Below are 19,134 nucleotides of genomic sequence, written 5' to 3'. Positions count from 1 at the left end.
GAGGGTGGCGAGGCCCCTCGGTCGGCCGATCGCCGTGCGGAAGGGCGTGCGCGGGATCCCTGTTGTGGGCCGGCTGGCTGCTTCCGCCGGATGGGGTTGCACGGGACCGACCTGCCCGGAGCGCCGAGAGTGCCTATCGTGTAAGAGGCGCGTGATCGGCACAGCGTCGCGGGCAGGTGGATAGTGAGTGCATCCGAGATCGACTACGAGGTGGTCTTCCGGTCGTTGCCGAGCGCGGTGGCCCTGTTCACCACGGACCTGGTGTACGCCGACGTCAACGAGGCGTTCCTGGGCATCCTGGGGCGTACCCATGACCAGGTGGTAGGCCGCCGCCTGTCCGATGCGTTCCCCGACGACCCCGAGGTCCCCGCCGTGGCAGGCATGCGCAAGCTGAGTGATTCCCTGCTCTGGGTAGCCGCCACGGGGGAACGCGATGCCATGACGCTGCACCGCTACGACGTGGAGTCGATGGACCGGCCCGGCGTGTGGGAGGAGCGGTACTGGAGCGCGGTCTGTGTCCCCGTCTTCGGCCCGGACGGGAGGGTTGCGCTGCTGCTGCACTGGGAGGAGGACATCACCGAGCTGGTCCGCATGCGCAGTGGCCGAGGTGGCGCAGGCCGGGCGGGGGTACTGGAAGCCGAGCTGTACACCCGGGCCCGGGAACTGCAGGAGGTCAATGAACGCCTGCGCGAGGCCCACGCCCGGGAACGCGAAGTCGCCCTGAGCCTGCAGGAGGCGATGCTGCCGGCCCCCGGGCCTTTGAAGCATCACCGTGCGGCAGTGCGCTATCGCCCGGCGGCCGGGGCCCTGAACGTGTGCGGGGACTGGTACGACCTGGTCGACCTCCCTGGCGACCGCATCGCGGTGGCCGTCGGCGACGTCGTCGGCTCCGGCCTGGCCGCCGCCGGCGTCATGGGTCAGCTGCGCAGTGCGCTCAGCGCTGCTTCCCGTGTTGCCGATGGCCCCGCCCAGGCTCTCGAAGCCCTCGGCCTGTACGCCCGCTCGGTTGACGGCGCGGAGTCGACCACGGCGGTCCTGGCCGTCATCGACGACACCGAACACACCATCACCTACAGCAGCGCGGGCCACCCTCCACCAGCGCTGATGCGTCCCGACGGCGTTGTCGACTTCCTCGATCAAGCAACGGATCCACCCCTCGGCGCCCGCCCCGAACCCGCCACGCGTCCTCAGGGTGACGCCGTTTTCACCGAGGGTGCCACCCTCGTGCTGTACACCGACGGGCTGATCGAACGCCGCTACGAGGACATTGACGCTGGCCTGGCCCGGCTTGCCGGCTCGCTCACCCGCCATCAGGGCGCCGACCCCGAAACACTCGCCGACGCCCTCCTTGCCGACCTGATCCCACCTGCCGGCGCGACCGACGACACCGCCCTGGTCATCGTCAGCCTGTAGCGGAGACGTGGGGCGGGTACCGGCCGACACGGTGCGCGATTGCGCAGGGACACGCCCCGCCTGCCGGCTCGGATCAAATGTCCCCTTCACCGGCCTCTCCTTCGTCCACGACCCCCAACGCGCCGGGTTTGGGATGCTGTATCGCTGTACAAGCCGCTGAGGCCCGAACGGGGCCCGGACTTCCTCACCGCCGATGAGGGACTGGAATGCGTACATGGCCGGAATCGCCCATCCGGGAGGGTGGATACGGCATAGGGTCGCTCTGGCAGGCGGTCCCGATAGCCTTCGTCCCCCGCGAGGGTTACGGGACCGACCTGTGCTCGGCCCTTCGAGGCTGCTGGACGCCCGCTGGCAGAACGCCGCTTGCACACGACGGATTCCCGGTGGCAGGAGTTCGGCTATGCCGCCTGCCGGTCAGGCACCGTGTCTCGCGGTGCTGGTGATGGTGCCGTAGTCGAGTCCACCGTGGCTGTGGGTCGGGACGACCGGCCACTGCCGCTTCCAGGGCGCGCATTCCGAGGACGGGATGATCTGGAGCCACTTCGGGTCGCGGGGGGAGGGCGACGCCATCGTCTTCTCCTTGACCATCGAGTCGTACTGGTCGAGTGAGTCCTCCAGGGTGTTGCCGTTGAGGACCACTTCACGCCCGTAGAAGGCCGCCTGCTGGCGGACACCGGGGATCTTTGACAGCTCGGGCTGCCAGCTGTCAGCGGCCATGCCGTTCTCCGACGACACCCAGATCCCGTCAGGCGTGTTGACGACCAGCGAGTGATTTCCATCGGTGTGTCCCGGCGTCCACAGCAGGCTGACCCCGACGCCGAGCTCCACGTCACCGTCGAACGCCTCCAGCCGTTCGGGGGGGACGCCGTCCATGCCGCGTTCCACATACCAGGCCCACTGCATCGGGTGCATGGACTCGAAGGTGCCGAGTTCCTTGCGATGCACGAGCAACTTGGCGTTCGGGAAGAGCGGCTCGCGCGGAGCGGCTTCTCCTTCGATCGGCTTGTCGCTTCCCATGATCATGCGCACGTCCTGGACGTGGAGGTGGTCGAAGCTGACGTAGTCGACGTCCTCGTTGCGCAGGCCCAGGCTCGGCAGGATCTTGTCGGGGTCGTTGTAGTACTTGACGAAGAGCCGCTCGGCGCGCATGCCGCGGGCGAAGGCCTGGAGCTTGTTGTAGAAGGGGGCCTCCGCGGAACCCGCGGCCACGGTGGGCTCCCATACGAGGGTCTTCAGGAGGCCGTCGAACCCGTCGAACTGGATCACGAACATCCGGTTGATGATGCTGATCATCGGATTGGCGTTGACCGAATATCCCTGGAAGGCGAACCGGGCCGGATACGGTGCGGCGGCGATGTCGAAGCTCTTGATCGCGCGGACCTGCCCCTGGGCCGCGAATCGTTCTCGGTACCGCTCCGCGGCGGTGCGTACCGCCTTGAGCCGGTCTCCTCGGGGCCAGATTTCGTGCACCCCGGCGAACTCCGGGATCGGCCGTACGTCCGGGGTGTCCGCGGTCGCGTTGCTGTGTGCCGGGTCGGTCATCTTTCCGCTCCTGGGGTGTCGGTGCCGGTGAGGTTGCGTGATTCGTATGCCTGGCGAGCAGAACCGCCCGCTGTCGAGCGGACCTGGTCGGGCACCATCGCCCGGTACAGGGCGTCACGGATCGGCTGGGGGAGTACGTTCAGCCAGCGGGTCGAGGGACCGATGTAACGAGGGATGGTCACCTCGAACCGGGGGCGCTCGATCACCGCGACGACGGCACGGGCGACGTCGGCCGGGCTGAGGAGCCGGGCCGCACCGGTCGCTGTTCCCGCGGCGAGTTCGGTGTCGACGACACCGGGCATGATCACGGAGAGTCGCACTCCGCTGCCTCGCAGCTCGGCCCGGACGCCGCTGAGGTAGCCGTATACGCCGTGCTTGGTCGCTGCGTAGGTCGACTCACCTGGGGGTGAGAGCTTCGAGGCGGCGGAGGCGATGGTGACGATGTGGCCCCGGCCGCGTGCGAGCATGCCGGGTGCGGTGAGCTTCACTCCGCGGATCACGCCGTGGAGGTTGACTTCCAGCTGGCGGGCCGTGGCGGACTCGGGTTCGTCGGCGAAGCCGCCGACCCACATCACGCCCGCGTTGTTGACCAGCACGTCGATCGGACCGAGGCGCCTCTCGGCGTCGGCGAGGAAGGTCACGAAGGATGCTGTGTCGGTGACGTCGAGGCCGAAACCCGTGACCTCCCCCGACAGCTCGGCAGCCGTCGCCCGGGCGCCTTCGGCGTCGCGGTCCCCGATGGCCACCCGTGCGCCGGCCCTGGCCAGATGCGCCGCCGTCTCCCGGCCGATACCCCTCGCCCCGCCGGTCACCGCAATCACGAGCCCCGCCAGTGGTCTCGGCCTCATCCAGTCACACCCTCGCGCCTTATTCTGACACGCTGACATGTCAGATGGTCGCTTTAGACTGCCAGGGGGAGAGGGGCTGCGCAATGGTGCACAAGCAGAACGAAGGACGGAACTACTCGGGACTCGGCCCGGACGAACGTGCCAAACGACGGCGTACGGCCGTCCTCGCCGCCGCGCTGGATCTCTTCGGCACCCAGGGGTACGCGCCGACCTCGGTCAAGCAGATCTGCCAGGCGGCCGGGCTCACCGAGCGGTACTTCTACGCCGTCTTCCGCGACCGCCACGCCTGCCTGATCGGGCTCTACGGCGAGTTGACCCGCGACCTGCGGAACGCGACCACGGCCGCGATCGACCAGTCGTCGACCGATGGAGAACTCGACGCGATCATTACCTCCGGCCTCACCGCGTTCGTCGACTTCCTCACGGCAGACCCCCGGCGCGCCCGCGTGGTGCTGATCGAGGTCGTAGGCGTGTCACCGGAGCTGGAGGTCCGCCGCCACGGAGTCCTGCGAGAGTTTGCCGAGCTCATCACCGCGGTCTGGTCCACGAACGCGGGAACCGTCAAAACCGCACGCGGAACGGGGAATGACACCAACGCGCAGCGGCTGACCGCGGTTGGCCTGGTCGGAGCCGTCAATCACCTGCTCGTCGACTGGCTGCTGAGCGGCCGGGAGGACGAACCGGCGGCGCTCGTGCAGGTCAGCACCGCGCTCTTCTCCGCAGCGCATGCCAGGGTGACGTGACCCCTGTCGGCAGCCGTCCCTGCGGGCGCACCGTCGGCACGCCCGCTCGTGCGGTGAGCGTGCCCAGCGTGTCCCTGGCTGCCCTGCCGGGATCGTGCTTTCCAGTGACTGGGTTGTCTCCGCGGCGGACCGTCGCGAGAGGTTGAAGCCTACGCGCTTGCTCCCGCTCACGCTGCTCGGTTGCCCGGCAGCCAGCTGATCGCTGCCGTCTCGGCGCTCGCGGTCCCGGGCATGCGGCGTGCTGGTGCGCCGGCCGCGGCCAGCCTGTTCGTCGACATGTTCCCTGCGGACGTGAAGAGGGGTATGACTGGGGCCACTGACGGGTGCAGTTGCGGCTCCGATACGCACGTGCTCCGGCAGGATGGGGGCCGTCCGACCCTGCCCTGGGCCGCATGAGGAGAAGATTGCCCGCCATGACCACCAAGTCCAGCCCCTTCGACGACCTCGACCGGAAGATCATCGCGGCCCTGATCGGAAATGCCCGGGTGAGTTTCGCCGAGATCGGCACGGCCATCGGCCTGTCCGCCACCGCAGTCAAACGCCGGGTCGACCGGCTGCGCAAGGCCGACGTGATCACGGGGTTCAGGGCCACCGTCCGCCCTGCCGCGCTCGGCTGGCGGACGGAGGCGTATATCGAGGTGTACTGCGACAGTGCGGCGCCGCCCAGGCGCCTCGCCGAGGTCGCGCGCAAGTACCCGGAGATCGCGGCGGCCATGACGGTGACCGGCGCCGCCGACGCCCTGCTCCACATCCGAGCCACCGACGTGGGGCACTTCGAGGAGGTGCTGGAGCGGATCCGCAGCGAGCCATTCATCCGCAAGACGATCAGCTACATGGTGCTTTCCCACCTGCTGCCCGAGAGCCCTGAGGCGGGCGCCAGCGAGGTCGCACCCCCTTCCCTGGCGGGCATCAGTGAGAACGCAACAAACCTGCTCTGAGCCTCTGACCCACGCAGTATTCCTGCGTGTACACGCAGCTCTTCGTTCTTGTCGCCCGTACCGGCTGGTTCCTACGGTGAGATCACTCCCCGTCGTCACCGCAGGAATGAGGAACTCTCCGTGTCCGAAGGACAGGCCACGCTCGGCCGCAGCCGAAGCCGCAGGCGCTATCTGATGTGCGAGCCCCGCTACTTCGAGGTGCGCTACGCCATCAACCCGTGGATGAACACCGGCGTACCGGTCGACTTGGATCTGGCCCGTGACCAGTGGCGGACACTGGTCCAGGTGTACCGCGACCACGGCCACGCGGTCGAGACGGTGGCTCCGGTGGAAGGCCTGCCCGACATGGTGTTCTCGGCGAACGCGGCGCTCGTCGTGGACGGACGGGTCTTCGGCTCGTCCTTCCACGCGACCGAGCGGCGGCCGGAGTCGGCCGCCTACGAGACCTGGTTCAAGGAGGCGGGCTACGACGTGCACCCCGCCGAGTCGGTTTGTGAAGGCGAAGGCGACCTCATTCCGGCCGGCCGGTTCGTTATGGCGGGCACCGGCTTCCGCACGCGAAGGGACGCGCACCGTGAGGTGCAGGAGTTCTTCGGCAGGCCTGTGATCAGCCTCGATCTGGTGGATCCCCGCTTCTACCACCTGGACACCGCACTGTTCTTCCTCGGAAATGAGACGGGCGAAGGAAATGTTGCGTACTACCCGGCGGCATTCTCCCCGGGCAGCCGCGAGGTCCTTCAGCGCCTCTACCCCCGTGCGGTGATCGCCACCGAGGAGGACGCCCTGTCGTTCGGCCTCAACTCGGTCTCCGACGGCCGCCATGTCTTCGTCGCCCCGCAGGCCCACGACCTCATCGACAAGCTGACCCAGCGTGGATACATCGCCGTCCCCGTAGACCTTTCGGAGTTCCGCAAGTCCGGCGGGGGCATCAAGTGCTGCACCCTGGAGATCCGCTCATGACCACCCCGCCCATCGCCCCCGCGTTCCGCGGCACCCTTGAGACGCGTTCGTCGGCACAGCTGATCCGCGCCGAGGCCCCCGTACTCGCGCACAACTACCACCCCCTGCCCGTCGTCGTCGCCCGGGCGGAGGGTGCGTGGGTCGAGGACGTCGAAGGCCGCCGCTACCTCGACATGCTGGCCGGCTACTCGGCCCTCAACTTCGGGCACCGCCACCCGGCCCTCGTCGAGGCCGCGCACCGCCAGCTGGACGAGGTCACCCTGACTTCGCGCGCCTTCCACAGCGACCGGCTGGCCGGGTTCGCCGAGCGGCTCACCCAGCTGACCGGGCTCGACATGGTGCTGCCGATGAACACGGGCGCCGAGGCCGTGGAGAGCGCGATCAAGGTGGTCCGCAAGTGGGCGTACGAGGTCAAGGGCGTTGCACCGGACCGGGCGACGATCGTCGTCGCCGACGGGAACTTCCACGGCCGTACGACGACGATCGTGAGCTTCTCGACGGACGAGACGGCCCGCGTCGGATTCGGGCCCTTCACCCCCGGCTTCCGAGTCGTCCCGTACAACGACCTCGCCGCGCTGGAAGCGGCCGTGGACGAGACGACGGCGGCCGTGCTGATCGAGCCCATCCAGGGCGAGGCCGGCGTCCTCATCCCCGACGACGGCTACCTCACCGGGGTCCGTGAACTGACCCGGCGCGCGGGATGCCTCTTCATCGCCGACGAGATCCAGTCGGGCCTGGGGCGTACGGGCCGCACGCTGGCCGTCGACCACGAATCGGTGGTCCCGGACGTCCTGCTCCTGGGCAAGGCCCTGGGCGGTGGCATCGTTCCGGTCTCCGCAGTCGTCGCCCGCCGCGAGGTGCTCTCCGTGCTGCGGCCCGGAGAGCACGGCTCGACCTTTGGTGGCAACCCGCTGTCGGCGGCGGTCGGTTCGGCGGTCCTCGACCTGCTGGCCACCGGCGAGTACCAGCGCCGGGCCACCGATCTGGGCGGCGTACTCGACCGCGGCCTTGCAGCACTCACCGGCACCGGCGTCACGGCCTACCGGGCCCGAGGGCTTTGGGCGGGCGTGGACATCGACCCCGCGATCGGCACGGGGCGGCAGATCAGCGAGCGGCTCCTCGCCGAAGGCGTGCTCGTCAAGGACACCCACGGATCCACGATCCGGCTGGCGCCGCCCTTGACGATCACCGAGGAGGAACTCCAGACGGCCCTCGCAGCACTGAGGAGGGTCCTGGCGTAGCCTCCTCTAGGCCTGAGCGTGTCATGGTCCGGCCCGATCGCGTCCGATGATGGTCTCGCGCCATCTGACCGATTCGCCAATGTTGTAGCAGCGTCGGGCCGCTGGTTCTTCCAGCCCAGGGGGCTGTAGTGGTCAGCGGCCGGGCTCGGCCGGGTTTCTCCCAGTGGCGGCGGAGTACCTGGGCCAGGGAGGGGGAGGGCCGCCTCGGCGGCCTCCTCGTCGAAGGCTCTGCGGAACACCGACAGGCGTGACCACAACAACCGTTCCTGAGGGCTGCACAGTTCGTGACTCCAGCCGCCGGCCGTGCGCAAACTTCGGTGCCTGGAAGGTTGGAGATCGGCGTCGGAGACGAAGGGGTCGACGGCGCGCAGCAGGCGAGGCGCCTCGCGAGCTGCTCGACCGTGCTGTGCATCAAATGGGCCGCGGCGAGCTCCACCATCAGGGGAATGCCCTCAAGCCGCTGACAGATCGATCGTCCGAGGCCAGTTGTTCAGCGCCCACGGCGGCCGCAGCTCGGGCCCCTGACACGAGCGCACTCGACGAACAGCGTGAGTGCCAGCCCGCCGTCCTGGTAGGGCAAGGGGCCTACCGGAATGACCCTTTCGATGGACAGGCCGAGCCGCTCACGACTGGTCAACGCCAGAACCAGTCCGGGTGCCGCGGCCAGCAGTCCCCCACCGCCAGCCCTCGCACCGATTTCGGTCAGATGCTCGCAGCAGTCGAGTACGAGGAGCAGCCTCCGATCCGCGAGCCACGCGTGAACCGCCTCCGTGAGCGTGCGGGCCGTGTGCCAGTGCCTCGTGTGCCAGTCGTGGCTTTCCCACTCCGCCCGGACCGACGACCGTGATGGCTTCTGTACTCCTTGCGGAGGCAGTGCGCCGAGACGCCCTTGAGTGAGCCGACGAGGGTGGAGAGCTTGACCTGTGGCGGGTAGTGGATGAGCAGGTGGACGTGATCGCGTTCGCCGTTGAACTCGCGCAGCTCGGCGTTCGCCTTGGAGCAGACCTCTCGCATGATCTCTTCGCAGCGGGTCAGGATCTCGTCGGTGAAGATGCCGCGTATGAAGATCGTCGTGCGGGCTCGCCTCATGCCCACGCCCGAGGTGGCCTCGGCACTTGGGTGCACCCTGCACCCTGCACACGGCGAACGATGCGGCGAACTGGCTTGCTGTCCGGGCGTGCGGGCGGGGCGAGACATCGCGTAAGGCGTTGCAGAGTCTCGCCTACCGCGACCTGAAGGACCGGGGTCTGTCGGCTCAGCCCGCGTTACACGTGCTGCGGAAGGTCGCTGATGCCTACACCACCCTGCGCGCCAACATCCGTGCCGGAAACCTCGGCAAGGCAGGTAGTAAGCGGCGAGCCAAGGCAGAGTCCAAGCCGATCGTCTTTCGCGAGGATGCGGCGCAGCCGTACGACGACCGCTGCCTCAGTTGGCAGGTGGATGAGCAGACCGTTTCCATCTGGACCACCATCGGACGCCTGCGGGGTGTGCGGTTCGCCTGCTCCGAGCAGGCCCGCAAGCTCCTCGCCGACCACCGCAAGGGCGAATCCGATCTCGTCCACCGCGACGGCATGTGGTTCCTCATCGCCACGTGCGAGGTTCCCGAGGCCGAGCAGTACGAGCCGACCGATTTCCTCGGCGTGGACCTCGGCATCGTCAACATCGCCACCACCTCGGACGGGAAGATCCACGCCGGACGCGAGCTGAACCGCTACCCCAAGCGTCAGCTCGCCCTGCGGACCAAGCTTCAGAAGAAGAGCACCAAGTCCACCAAGCGGTTGCTCAAGCGGCAGCGCCGCAAGGAGCAGCGCAGGGCGACCGAGACCAACCACATCATCTCGAAGCGCATCGTGACCGAGGCTGAACGCACCGGGCGCGGGATCGGCATGGAAGACCTTGCCGGTATCCGCCAGCGGGTACGGCTGAGAAAACCCCAACGGGTCGCGCTGCACTCCTGGGCATTCGCCCAGCTCGGGCAGTTCGTGGAGTACAAGGCCCGCAGGGACGGTGTCCCCGTGCTGTTCGTTGACCCCGCCTACACCTCCCGCATGCCCACGAGCGCCGGCCACCGGATGGAGAACGGGGGCCGGCTGCCCGAGCGGGCGATGTGCCGCCGGAAGCCCTTCGGCGGCAGCATCTGTGATGCGCTGCTCAGTCCGCGCGGTGGACGCTGATCCGCTCGATCCGGCCGCCGTACAGCCACTGGGGTCCGCCGTTGTCGACGTTGCGCCCCGCCCACATGCCGCTCAGCTTCGGCGTCTGCCCGAAGAGCGACGGGTTCGCCGTTGAGGCGATCTTCACGCCGTCCGCGTACAGCGCGGTTCCGGAGTCGGTCACGGCGACCGCGAGCGTGTGGTCGAGTCCGTCCGCCAGTGACCGCGTGCCGTCCAGCCTCGCGCTGTAGACGCCGCCGGAGCGGGCCTCGAAGTGCGGCACGCCGCCGTTGAGGGAGAGCGTCACGTTCGTCGACGGCGCGGTGGTGTCCGAGGCGGACAGCAGCGTTGCCGCGACAGACGTCTTCGTGGTGCGGAACCGTACGGTGAGCACCCCGCGGGTCAGCGGTGCGACATCGGACAGCGACGCGGTCAGATCGGTGTACGAGGTCGTGCCGTCGAAGTCCTTCGCGAGGGTGGTGTCGAGGGCCTTGCTCCCCCCGACGACGAGCATGCGCGTGGTCGTGGAGGTCTCGGCCGCGCCGGACTGGAGGCTGACCGTGAAGTCCTGCTCACCCGATGCCGTGCCCGCCCGGGGCGTCACCGGGAAGCGGAGCGGGACGGTGGCGCCGGGCGCGATCGCCGGCAGCTGCTGCTCCGCCGCTCCGGCCCAGCCGGCGGGCATGCGCAGGGTCGCCGTGCCGGGGACGCTCGCGAGGTGCCCGTGGTTGGTGACGCGCACCTCCACCGTGTTCGGCGTGCCGGCCGTGAGCAGTCCGTCGAGGACGGCGGTCTGCGCGGCGAGCTTCGGGTATCCCTGGTCGGTCGGGCAGTCCACACCCAGCCAGGACGCGTTGAAGCGCGCGAAGGTGATCCGCTGGTACGGCCCGGATTCGTACAGCAGGCCGAAGGTGCCGTCCGCGAGCCGGGTGAGGGTCGAGTACGCCGAGGCGCCTGCCTCGACCACCTTGGACGTGGGCCAGGTCAGACCGTCGTTGCAGGACATCCGCACCGTCAGCTTGTGACGGGTGGTGGTGCTCGCGGTGTTGCTGAACAGCAGCCAGTGCGACTCCGGCCGCCGGCCGTCCGCCGTCGCGTGGTAGCGCAGGATCGCGGCGTTGTTGGTCGGGTCGATGAGCTCGTCGTCCGGTACGGGGGTGCTGTACGTGATCCCGCCGTCGTTCGAGTACGCGACGAGCCGGGTCTTGGCGCTGGACGTACGGCTGTTGAGCATGATCCGGCCGTCGGCCAGTTCCACCGTCTTGTTCTCGTCCATCAGCGGGCCGACGGGGTTGCCCATCCTCCAGGTGGTGCCGTGGTCGTCGCTGTAGGCGCTCGCCGCCCAGATGCTGCCGTCGGCCTTGCGGAAGGCGTACTGCTGCATCAGCCGTCCGGTCGACAGCTGGATGCCGGTGCCGGAGGCGGCGAACATGCCCTTCCAGGACGGGTCCTTGATGTCCTGGGTGATCCGGCGGGTCGTCCAAGTGAGGCCGCCGTCGTCCGAGTAGGAGTAGTCGGCGTGCAGGGAGTTGGTGGCGTCGTTGGCGTTGCCGGTACCGGAGTTGAAGAACCCGATGCCCTGGGGGCCGTACGCGTAGAAGACGAAGACCCGGCCGGTGGTCCGGTCGACGATCATGCTGGGATCGCCCGCGCCGACGCCTTCGTCGTAGTCGGCGATCGCCTGTGGCGCGCTCCACGTGCGGCCGCTGTCGGTGCTGCGGCGGACCATGACGTCGAGGTTGCCGGGCAGGTCCGCGGAGCTGTCGTTGCGCCGGTCGTAGGCGGCAACGAGCGTGCCGTCCGGCAGGGTGTCCAGGGCGGGGATGCGGTACGTGTGCGCGCCCTGGCCGGAGGTGGCGAGGACGGCGCTCTCGAACAGGGGCGCTTCGGCGGTCAGCCGGCGCTCGCGTGCCGCGGCGGTGGGCGACTCGGCCACTACGGCCTCGATCGCCGACGGCTCGGCGGCCGAGGCGGGTGGCGCTCCGAGCAGGCCGGCTCCGAGAGCCAGCAGAAGGGCCAAGGGGGCAGAACGGGCGGTTTTCACCGACACCTCCACAACAGATGACAGGGAGGCATCAGACATCAGACGTTGCCGGGAAATTTAGATCCCGGCGGCTGGGTCGTCAACCCTTCGTGTTCATACGGAACTCCTGACGTGCGAGTGCTTGCCGGGGGGCGGAGGGGGCCCTACAGTCGATCAGGCATCGGACATCAGACGTCTCATGCCTCGTGGGTCAGGTGACCCTGTTCCTCAACGCGCCAAGTGGTCGATCGCCGCCTCCGGATCGATCCGCCGGTGCAGCCGCCTCGGTACGTCGAACCCCACCAGCAGAACCACCACCAGACTCAGCCCGAACGTCAGCACCGCCAGCGACGTCCCCAGAGCCATGCCCTCGGCCAGCCGTGCTCCGAGCACCGGCGCGACGGCCCCGCCCAGCGCCCCCACGTTGTACGTGAACCCCAGCCCGGCCGCCCGCCGTTCCGTCGGGAAGTGCCCGCCGATGTAGCGGGGCAGCAGCCCCGAGATGCCGAAACTCAGGGCCTGGAGCACGAACAGCAGCACCCCGAGCAACGGCAGGTTGTCATCCACCGCGAACACCGGGAACACGAACGCGAGCGAGGCGAGCAGCGTCCACGTGTACGCCCGTGAGGGCCCGAACCGGTCCCCGGTGAACCCGGACAGCCAGCAGCCCGCCATCGTGCCGAAACCGGCGTAGTACAACACTTGCGCCACCTGCTCCGGCGGGTAGCCCAGTTCGGTCTTCAGATAGGTGGGCAGCAGCGCCTGGATCGGCCAGCTGTACAGGAACGCCGCGAACACCGCACCGATCAGAGCCAGGTACAAGGTCCAGCCCTGCCGCCCGCCGAGCTGCACTGCGAACACCGCCATGACCGCACCCGCCAGGACCGACAGAACCGCCGCCGCGCCGCCCGCCCGCCCGGCGAACACGGCGGACAACGCCCCCAGGGCCACCAGCGCGAGCAGCGCGTTGACCACCCCCCGCCGCCGGTCTGCGAACAAGGGACGGAAGGGGCTCGGCCGGCTCGCCGTCTCCGCGACCGCCTCCTCCCAGTCCTCCGCCTCCGGCAGGGCGCGCCGCACCCACAGGGCCACCACGACCGGCAGAACGCCGAGGTAGAACATCCAGCGCCATCCGTGCTCCGGTACGACGACCCTGTACGTCTCCGCCGCCAGTACCGTGCCCATGGAATAGCCCGAGATCAGGAATCCGCTGGCCCGCCCGCGCAGCCGGGCCGGCCAGCTCTCCATCACATAGGTCGCGCTCGCGCTGTACTCGCCCGCCATACCGAGCCCGATCACCAGCCGAGCCGCGAACAGACTCCCGTAGTCCCACGCGAAGCCGCACGCCAAGGTGCCCAGGGAGAACAGCCAGATGCTGATCACCATCGCCGTCCGGCGACCGTACCGGTCGCCGATCGCGCCCAGTACGGCACCGCCCAGCCAGCGGGTGATGAACGCCGCCGAGACCAGACTCGCCGCCTTCACGGGACCCAGCCCGAACTCCTTGCTCACCTCCGTCAGCACCAGGGTGATCAGGACGAAGTCGAAACCGTCGAGAAGATAGCCGATCCACGCTCCGGTGAACGCCTTCCAGCGGGCACGTCCGATCTGCCGGTACCAAGGGAGTGGGGCCTGCGCATAGCCTTTCACGGTCGACAGCATGCGGGGCGTGGCCTCCACCGCCTCGGAGGCCACGCCCCGTGCGCGCCGCCGACGGAAGCGGACCCGCGGTGTCTGCGAAGGGTTCAGAACCGGCGGCCCTCCACCGCGTCCGCGAACCACCGGGTCAGGGTGGTGGGGTGGGTGATCGCGGTTCCGACGACCACCGCGTATGCCCCGTGTTCCAGGGCGAGGGCGGCCTGTGTGGGGGAGTGGATCCGGCCCTCGGCGACCACCGGTACGTCCAGTGCGCCGGCGAGCCGCTCGACCAGTTCGAGGTCCGGCCCGGCCGCTTTGCGGTCGTATGTGGCGGGGGTGTATCCCGACAGCGTGGTGCCCACCAGGTCGGCGCCGAGACCGGCGGCGCGCACCCCCTCCTCGTACGTGGACACGTCGGCCATCACCAGGCCTCCCGCCGCCCGCACCGCGTCGATCGACGCGGCCAGGGGCCGGCGGTCCGGGCGGGGACGGTCCGTGGCGTCGAGGGCCACGATGTCCGCCCCGGCTTCCAGGACGGCGAGTGCGTGACGGGCCGTCGGGGTGATGTAGACACCCTCCGTCCCGTCCTTCCACAGCCCGATCAGCGGCAGGTCGAGGGCGCCGCGGATGGCCCGGATGTCGTCCTCGCCCTGCGCGCGGATACCGACCGCACCGCCGTCGCGGGCGGCCATGGCCACCCGGCGCATCGTGTCCGGGTCGCGCATCGGCTCGCCCGGGTACGCCTGGCAGGACACGATCAGCGCGCCGCGCAGGCGGTCGAGCACCGCGCCCTGGTAGGTACGGTCGGTACGGTCGCTCATCGCAGGGCCTCCAGGGCGAGTCGGGCGGCGCCGAGGACGGCGGCGTCGCCGCCGAGCGAGCCCGGCCGCAACTCCACGCCCTTCAGCGGGGGCAGGAGCTCGGCCGCGAAGGCCTCCTGCAACGGCTCCCACCACTCCGGGCCGCAATTGCTGACGCCACCGCCGACGAGGACGAGTTCCGGATCGGTCATGTTGACGATCCCGCCCAGCGCCTCGCCGAGCGCCCCCGCGCCCCGCGCGAGAACCCGGCGGGCCGCGTCCTCGCCTCCGGCGGCCCGGGCCGCGACCTCGGCCAGTGAGGAGACGGGTTCCGACGCGGACTTCGTGTACGCCGCCAGCAGTGCGGGACCGCTGCCGACCGCCTCCGCGTGCCCGGTCGCGCCGCAGGTGCAGGGGATACCGGCGGCCGACGGCACCGGTACGTGGCCCGCGTGCCCGGCCACGTACCGGGCGCCATGGTGCACCCGGCCGTCGATCAGGAGCGAGCCGCCGATGCCGGTGCCGACCGCGACCAGCAGGACGTGCCGGCGGCCTGCGGCGGCACCGAGCCACGCCTCGCCCAGGGCGTGTGCGTGGACGTCGTTGTCGACCGAAACGGGGACGCCGAGCGCTTGCTCCAGGTCTCGGCGCAGTTCGGTCCCGGCCCAGCCGGGCAGGGCGTCGGTGGCCGAGACGATGCGGCCGGACGCCGGGTCGACGACGCCGGCGCTGCCGACACCGACCGCCGCGACCGGCCCGCCGAGCTCCCGTACGGCCCGCACGGCGGCGGCGACCACGGCCTTCGGACCGTCCGCGGCCGGGGTCGGCAGCGTGCGGCGTCGTAGCAGGGTGCCGTTGGAGTCGACGAGACCGGTGGCGGTCTTCGTACCGCCGATGTCGATTCCGGCGACCAGGCTCATCGCAGGCCTGCCCGCTCCAGGATCTCCGCGATGCGCGCGGTCTCGACCTCGTCGAGCGGGCGCATCGGCGGGCTGACGACGTTGGTGTCGATGATCCCGCGGACCTTCAGGGCGGTCTTGAACGCGCCGAGACCGCCCGCCGTCGCGGAGGCGGTGCCCGGTGCGGCGACGGTCACGATCTCGAAGAGCCGTGCGATGCGGTCCTGTTCGGCCTTGGCCGCCGTCCAGTCGCCGGCGGCGGCGAGCCGGTCCAGACGCGTGTAGCCGTGCGGGTCGACGTTGCCCAGGCCGGGCACGGCGCCGTCGGCGCCGCCGAGCAGCATGGCGTCGACGACGACCTCGTGGCCGGTGAGGACGGAGAAGTCCGACAGCTCCTGGGCTGCGAGGCAGAGGTAGCGCAGGCCGACGTCGTCGCCGCTGGAGTCCTTGATGCCGGCCAGGACCCCGTCGGCGGCGAGCCGCAGCACCAGGTCGGTCGAGAGCTTGCTGTGGACGCACACCGGCACGTCGTAGGCGAGGAGCGGCAGTTCCACGGCATCGGCGAGGAGCCGGAAGTGCCGGTCGATCTCGGTCTCATGGGTGCGGGTGTAGAAGGGGGCGGTGGCGACGACGGCGTCCGCGCCGCTCCTGCGGGCGGCTGCGGCCCGCTCGATCGCGCGGTTGGTGGTCTGCTCGATCGTGCCGACGACGACGGGAACCTGTCCGGCGGTCGCGCCGACGATCGTGTCGACGACGACGTCCTTCTGGCGGTCGGTCAGGTACGCGGTCTCGCCGGAACTGCCGAGGGCGAAGAGGCCGGTCACCCCGCCTTCGAGGAGGAAGCCGACAAGCCGCTCCAGCGATGCGGTGTCGATCTCGCCGTCGGCGGTCAGCGGGGTGACCACCGGCGGAATGACTCCGGTGAAGCGGGGGGTACGGGCGTTCACGACGTGCTCCTGGAGATGTGTATGGGGGTGGAACGGGAGGAACGAGAGGAAGGGGAAGCGGGGGCGTCGTCCTTGAGCGGGTGGACGCAGTGCCAGCGGTGCCCGTCCGCGGTGCCGTCGGCGGCCGGGAAGGCGGTGGCGCAGGCGTCGTCGGCCTTCCAGCAGCGGGTGCGGAAGGGGCAGCCGCTGGGCGGGTTGACGGCGGAGGGAACCGGGCCGGTCAGGATGATCCGCTCGGTGTGCTCCAGCAGGCTCGGGGTCGCGGAGAACAGGGCCTCGGTGTACGGGTGGGTCGGGGAGGCCGACACCGCGCGGGCCGGGCCCTCCTCGACGATCCGCCCGAGGTAGAGGACGGCGAGGCGGTCGGAGAGGTGGCGCACGGTCTGGATGTCGTGGGAGATGAACACCATGCCGAGGCCGAGCCGGGCGCGCAGGTCGACGAGCAGGTTGAGGACCTGGGCCCGCACGGAGACGTCCAGTGCGGAGGTCGGCTCGTCGGCCACGATGATGTCGGGCTCCAGGGCGAGCGCCCGTGCGATCGCGACGCGCTGGCGCTGGCCGCCGGACAGCTGGCCGGGCAGGGCCCGCAGGGTGTGCCCGGGCAGGCCCACGAGGTCGAGGAGTTCCTCGACGCGTTCCTCGCGCTCCCGCTCGGTGCCGCGCCGGTGGACGTCGAGCGGGTCGCGCAGGATCCGGCCGACGGACATGCGGGGGTTGAGCGCGCTCGAGGCGTCCTGGAAGACCACGCCGACCGAGGAACCGAACTCCGTGCGGCGGCGGGCGGCGGGTATCCGCCACAGGTCCTCGCCGCGGAAGTGCACCGTGCCCTCGGTGGGCTTCTGGAGACCGGTCAGGACGCGGGCGAGCGTGGACTTGCCGCAGCCGGACTCGCCGACGAGGCCGAGGATCTCGCCCTTGGCGACTTCCAGCGAGGCGTCGGTCAGGGCATGGACCGAGTCGTGGCGGAACACTCCGCCGCCGCGCGCCTTGTGCCGGACGTGGATGTTCTCCAGGCGGATCATCGGACCGCCTCCTTCTGCTGCTGGACGGCCGCCGCCGGGTGGTGGCAGGAGAATCCGTGGGTACGGCCGCCGAGCGCGGTCAGCTGTGGAGGCGTCGTGCGGCAGAGCTCCGTGGCCGCCTCGCAGCGCGACGCGAACCGGCAGCCCGCCCCGAACTGCTTCGGAGCAGGGACCACGCCGTGGATCTGGTGCAGCCGCTGCGCGCCGGCCTCCAGGGAGACGACCGATCCGAGCAGGCCGCGGCTGTAGTGGTGCGACGGGGCGAGCAGCACGGACCGGGTGTCGCCGACCTCGGCGAGCTGGCCGGCGTACATGACCGCGACCCGGTGGGCGAGGTCGCCGACGAGCGCGAGGTCGTGCGAGACGAGGACCATCGCGAAGCCGAGCTCGTCGCGCAGCCGGACGAGGAGTTCCACCACCTGGGCCTGGACGGTGACGTCCAGGGCCGTCGTCGGCTCGTCGGCGATCAGCAGCCGGGGGCTGCGGGAGAGTGCCATGGCGATGAGGACACGCTGGCGCTGCCCGCCGGACAGCTCGTGCGGGTAGCTGCGCAGGGTGCGCTTCGGGTCGAGGCCGACCAGGTCGAGGAGTGCGGACGGGGTCCTCGTGCCGCCGCGCGAGGTGAGCTGGCGCAGTTGCCGGCCGACCAGGACCGACGGATTGAGGGACGACATGGCGTCCTGGTAGACCATCGCGATCTCGGGGCCGGCGAGCGCCTGGCGTTCCTTGCGGTCCATCGTCAGCAGGTCGCGGCCGCGGTACTCGATGCTGCCGGAGACCTCGGCGTTGCGGGCGAGCAGTCCCATGACGGCGAGGCTCGTGATCGACTTGCCGCAGCCGGACTCGCCTACGAGCCCGAGGGTCTCGCCCTCGCGGACGGTGAAGGAGATGCCGTCGACGACGTTCACTTCGTCGTACCGGTCGGGGAAACGAATGGCGAGGTCCTTGACGACGAGCAGTTCGGCGGCGTCGTCCGGCACGGGCCGGGCGGCCGGCGCAGTGGCGCGGACGACCTCGGCGAGGCGGGCGAGCGCCGCGTCGACCTCCTCGCGCGACCGGGGCTCCGGCGCCGGACGGACGCTCTCGCGCCCGGTGTCTTCGTCCGGCCTGCGGGCCGTCTTCGGGGCGGCCGAGGCGTCGGTGAGCCCCTCGGAGAGGATGTTGAGCGCCAGAACGGTGATCAGCAGGACCAGGCCGGGGAAGAAGGTGGCCCACCAGCCGCCGGACAGCAGGATCTGCCGCCCGTACGACAGGACGTTGCCCCAGCTGGGGTTCGGGTCCTGTACGCCGGCGCCGATGAAGGACAGGCTCGCCTCGAAGATGATCGCCTCGGCGACCAGGACGGTCGCGAAGACCATGACGGGCGCGGCGCAGTTGACCGCGACGTGCCTGAGCACGATGTGGCCGCGCCGGGCACCGATCACCTTCTCGGCCGCCACGTAGTCCTCGCCGTACTGTGCGAGGACGTTGGCGCGGACGACCCGGGCCAGGGACGGCACGTACACGAAGGCGATGCTGCCGACGATCACGGGGACGCTGGGCCCGAAGACGGCCACCAGGACGGCGGCCAGCGCGATCGGCGGGAAAGACATGACGACGTCGAGGGTGCGCATGACCGACTCGTCGCCGAGCTTGCGCGAGGTGGCCGCCAGCGCGCCGAGGAACGCGCCGCCGACGACCGCGAGAGCGGTGGCGCCGAGGCCGATCAGCAGCGAGTAGCGGGCGCCGTACACGACCCGGGAGAAGATGTCGCGGCCGACGCGGTCGGTGCCGAACCAGTACTCGGCGCCGGGTGCTTGCACCGGGGTGCCGGTGGCGAGCGGGTCGGAGGCGAACAGCGGCGCGAGGACGGCGGCCGCGGTGACGAGCAGCAGGATGCAGACGGCGATGCGAGAGGTGACCGGCAGCGAGCGGAATCGGATGCCGGGACGGGAGAGCCTCTTGGCGAGGCGACCGGTGAACATGCG

15 protein-coding genes and 1 pseudogene are annotated in these 19,134 nt (G+C 70.2%); 6 read left to right on the top strand and 10 right to left on the bottom strand.

Features of this window, described 5'->3' with window-relative positions:
* The first annotated feature begins 183 nt into the window (after positions 1 to 183).
* Positions 184 to 1,413: a PP2C family protein-serine/threonine phosphatase gene (locus ACFWP3_RS11135; protein ID WP_384218757.1), complete on the top strand. Its 1,230-nt coding sequence runs from the start codon at positions 184 to 186 to the stop codon at positions 1,411 to 1,413.
* A gap of 414 nt (positions 1,414 to 1,827) precedes the next feature.
* Here the strand turns inward: ACFWP3_RS11135 and ACFWP3_RS11130 are convergent, their stop codons facing one another.
* The gene (locus tag ACFWP3_RS11130; RefSeq protein ID WP_384218754.1) at positions 1,828 to 2,955 is read right to left on the bottom strand and encodes a hypothetical protein; all 1,128 of its coding nucleotides are present in this window, start codon (positions 2,953 to 2,955) and stop codon (positions 1,828 to 1,830) included.
* Positions 2,952 to 3,803, bottom strand: a complete 852-nt coding sequence (locus ACFWP3_RS11125; protein WP_384218752.1) for an SDR family oxidoreductase — start codon at positions 3,801 to 3,803, stop codon at positions 2,952 to 2,954. The genes ACFWP3_RS11130 and ACFWP3_RS11125 overlap by 4 nt, the downstream gene beginning before the upstream one ends.
* An 83-nt stretch (positions 3,804 to 3,886) precedes the next feature.
* On the opposite strand from ACFWP3_RS11125, the gene ACFWP3_RS11120 reads away from it, so the two are divergent.
* The 4 genes from ACFWP3_RS11120 to rocD all read left to right on the top strand — a co-directional run bounded on the left by ACFWP3_RS11120 (position 3,887) and on the right by rocD (position 7,685).
* Entirely contained in the window at positions 3,887 to 4,546 is a 660-nt protein-coding gene (locus tag ACFWP3_RS11120) for a TetR/AcrR family transcriptional regulator (RefSeq protein WP_384218750.1), read from the top strand.
* 413 nt (positions 4,547 to 4,959) lie between these two features.
* On the top strand, positions 4,960 to 5,484 hold the full coding sequence (locus ACFWP3_RS11115) for an Lrp/AsnC family transcriptional regulator (protein ID WP_384218747.1): 525 nt from the start codon (positions 4,960 to 4,962) through the stop codon (positions 5,482 to 5,484).
* A gap of 174 nt (positions 5,485 to 5,658) precedes the next feature.
* A complete protein-coding gene (gene ddaH, locus ACFWP3_RS11110; RefSeq protein ID WP_384218881.1) occupies positions 5,659 to 6,444 on the top strand; it encodes a dimethylargininase in 786 nt (261 codons plus the stop codon).
* Positions 6,441 to 7,685, top strand: coding sequence for an ornithine--oxo-acid transaminase (gene rocD, locus ACFWP3_RS11105; RefSeq protein ID WP_384218745.1), 1,245 nt, complete (start codon positions 6,441 to 6,443; stop codon positions 7,683 to 7,685). Before ddaH ends, rocD begins: the two co-directional genes overlap by 4 nt.
* An 855-nt stretch (positions 7,686 to 8,540) precedes the next feature.
* On the opposite strand, the pseudogene tnpA reads toward rocD, so the two are convergent.
* A pseudogene (tnpA, locus tag ACFWP3_RS11100) lies at positions 8,541 to 8,756 on the bottom strand (IS200/IS605 family transposase); the annotation flags it as partial.
* A 44-nt stretch (positions 8,757 to 8,800) separates the two neighbouring features.
* Between tnpA and ACFWP3_RS11095 the strand changes: the two are divergent.
* Positions 8,801 to 9,859: an RNA-guided endonuclease TnpB family protein gene (locus ACFWP3_RS11095; RefSeq protein WP_384218742.1), complete on the top strand. Its 1,059-nt coding sequence runs from the start codon at positions 8,801 to 8,803 to the stop codon at positions 9,857 to 9,859.
* Here the strand turns inward: ACFWP3_RS11095 and ACFWP3_RS11090 are convergent.
* The 7 genes from ACFWP3_RS11090 to ACFWP3_RS11060 all read right to left on the bottom strand — a co-directional run bounded on the left by ACFWP3_RS11090 (position 9,837) and on the right by ACFWP3_RS11060 (position 19,131).
* Complete coding sequence (locus ACFWP3_RS11090; RefSeq protein ID WP_384218740.1) at positions 9,837 to 11,858, bottom strand: exo-alpha-sialidase; 2,022 nt, start codon at positions 11,856 to 11,858, stop codon at positions 9,837 to 9,839. The two genes, ACFWP3_RS11095 and ACFWP3_RS11090, sit on opposite strands and share 23 nt — an antisense overlap.
* Positions 11,859 to 12,089: 231 nt before the next feature.
* On the bottom strand, positions 12,090 to 13,523 hold the full coding sequence (locus ACFWP3_RS11085; RefSeq protein ID WP_384218738.1) for a sialate:H+ symport family MFS transporter: 1,434 nt from the start codon (positions 13,521 to 13,523) through the stop codon (positions 12,090 to 12,092).
* An 83-nt stretch (positions 13,524 to 13,606) separates the two neighbouring features.
* Positions 13,607 to 14,320 (bottom strand): N-acetylmannosamine-6-phosphate 2-epimerase, encoded by a 714-nt coding sequence (locus ACFWP3_RS11080; RefSeq protein WP_384218736.1) that lies wholly within the window; start codon positions 14,318 to 14,320, stop codon positions 13,607 to 13,609.
* Positions 14,317 to 15,219: an ROK family protein gene (locus ACFWP3_RS11075; protein WP_384218733.1), complete on the bottom strand. Its 903-nt coding sequence runs from the start codon at positions 15,217 to 15,219 to the stop codon at positions 14,317 to 14,319. The genes ACFWP3_RS11080 and ACFWP3_RS11075 overlap by 4 nt, the downstream gene beginning before the upstream one ends.
* Positions 15,216 to 16,145: a dihydrodipicolinate synthase family protein gene (locus ACFWP3_RS11070; protein WP_384218731.1), complete on the bottom strand. Its 930-nt coding sequence runs from the start codon at positions 16,143 to 16,145 to the stop codon at positions 15,216 to 15,218. Before ACFWP3_RS11070 ends, ACFWP3_RS11075 begins: the two co-directional genes overlap by 4 nt.
* Positions 16,142 to 17,167, bottom strand: coding sequence for an oligopeptide/dipeptide ABC transporter ATP-binding protein (locus ACFWP3_RS11065; protein WP_384218729.1), 1,026 nt, complete (start codon positions 17,165 to 17,167; stop codon positions 16,142 to 16,144). The genes ACFWP3_RS11070 and ACFWP3_RS11065 overlap by 4 nt, the downstream gene beginning before the upstream one ends.
* Positions 17,164 to 19,131, bottom strand: a complete 1,968-nt coding sequence (locus ACFWP3_RS11060; protein WP_384218727.1) for a dipeptide/oligopeptide/nickel ABC transporter permease/ATP-binding protein — start codon at positions 19,129 to 19,131, stop codon at positions 17,164 to 17,166. Before ACFWP3_RS11060 ends, ACFWP3_RS11065 begins: the two co-directional genes overlap by 4 nt.
* Positions 19,132 to 19,134: the final 3 nt, after the last annotated feature.

It is taken from the genome of Streptomyces sp. NPDC058525 (assembly GCF_042719495.1).
In the GTDB taxonomy this organism is placed as follows: domain Bacteria; phylum Actinomycetota; class Actinomycetes; order Streptomycetales; family Streptomycetaceae; genus Streptomyces.
Note: the sequence above shows the minus strand (reverse complement) of the source record. Positions and strands in the feature narration are given on the sequence as shown.

What these genes read in the sequence shown, in the direction of transcription:
- ACFWP3_RS11130 (WP_384218754.1), bottom strand. Translation starts at nt 2,955, where the DNA reads ATGACCGACCCGGCACACAGCAACGCGACCGCGGACACCCCGGACGTA.
- ACFWP3_RS11125 (WP_384218752.1), bottom strand. Translation starts at nt 3,803, where the DNA reads ATGAGGCCGAGACCACTGGCGGGGCTCGTGATTGCGGTGACCGGCGGG.
- ACFWP3_RS11120 (WP_384218750.1), top strand. Translation starts at nt 3,887, where the DNA reads ATGGTGCACAAGCAGAACGAAGGACGGAACTACTCGGGACTCGGCCCG.
- ACFWP3_RS11115 (WP_384218747.1), top strand. Translation starts at nt 4,960, where the DNA reads ATGACCACCAAGTCCAGCCCCTTCGACGACCTCGACCGGAAGATCATC.
- ddaH (WP_384218881.1), top strand. Translation starts at nt 5,659, where the DNA reads ATGTGCGAGCCCCGCTACTTCGAGGTGCGCTACGCCATCAACCCGTGG.
- rocD (WP_384218745.1), top strand. Translation starts at nt 6,441, where the DNA reads ATGACCACCCCGCCCATCGCCCCCGCGTTCCGCGGCACCCTTGAGACG.
- ACFWP3_RS11085 (WP_384218738.1), bottom strand. Translation starts at nt 13,523, where the DNA reads ATGCTGTCGACCGTGAAAGGCTATGCGCAGGCCCCACTCCCTTGGTAC.
- ACFWP3_RS11080 (WP_384218736.1), bottom strand. Translation starts at nt 14,320, where the DNA reads ATGAGCGACCGTACCGACCGTACCTACCAGGGCGCGGTGCTCGACCGC.
- ACFWP3_RS11075 (WP_384218733.1), bottom strand. Translation starts at nt 15,219, where the DNA reads ATGAGCCTGGTCGCCGGAATCGACATCGGCGGTACGAAGACCGCCACC.
- ACFWP3_RS11065 (WP_384218729.1), bottom strand. Translation starts at nt 17,167, where the DNA reads ATGATCCGCCTGGAGAACATCCACGTCCGGCACAAGGCGCGCGGCGGC.
- ACFWP3_RS11060 (WP_384218727.1), bottom strand. Translation starts at nt 19,131, where the DNA reads ATGTTCACCGGTCGCCTCGCCAAGAGGCTCTCCCGTCCCGGCATCCGA.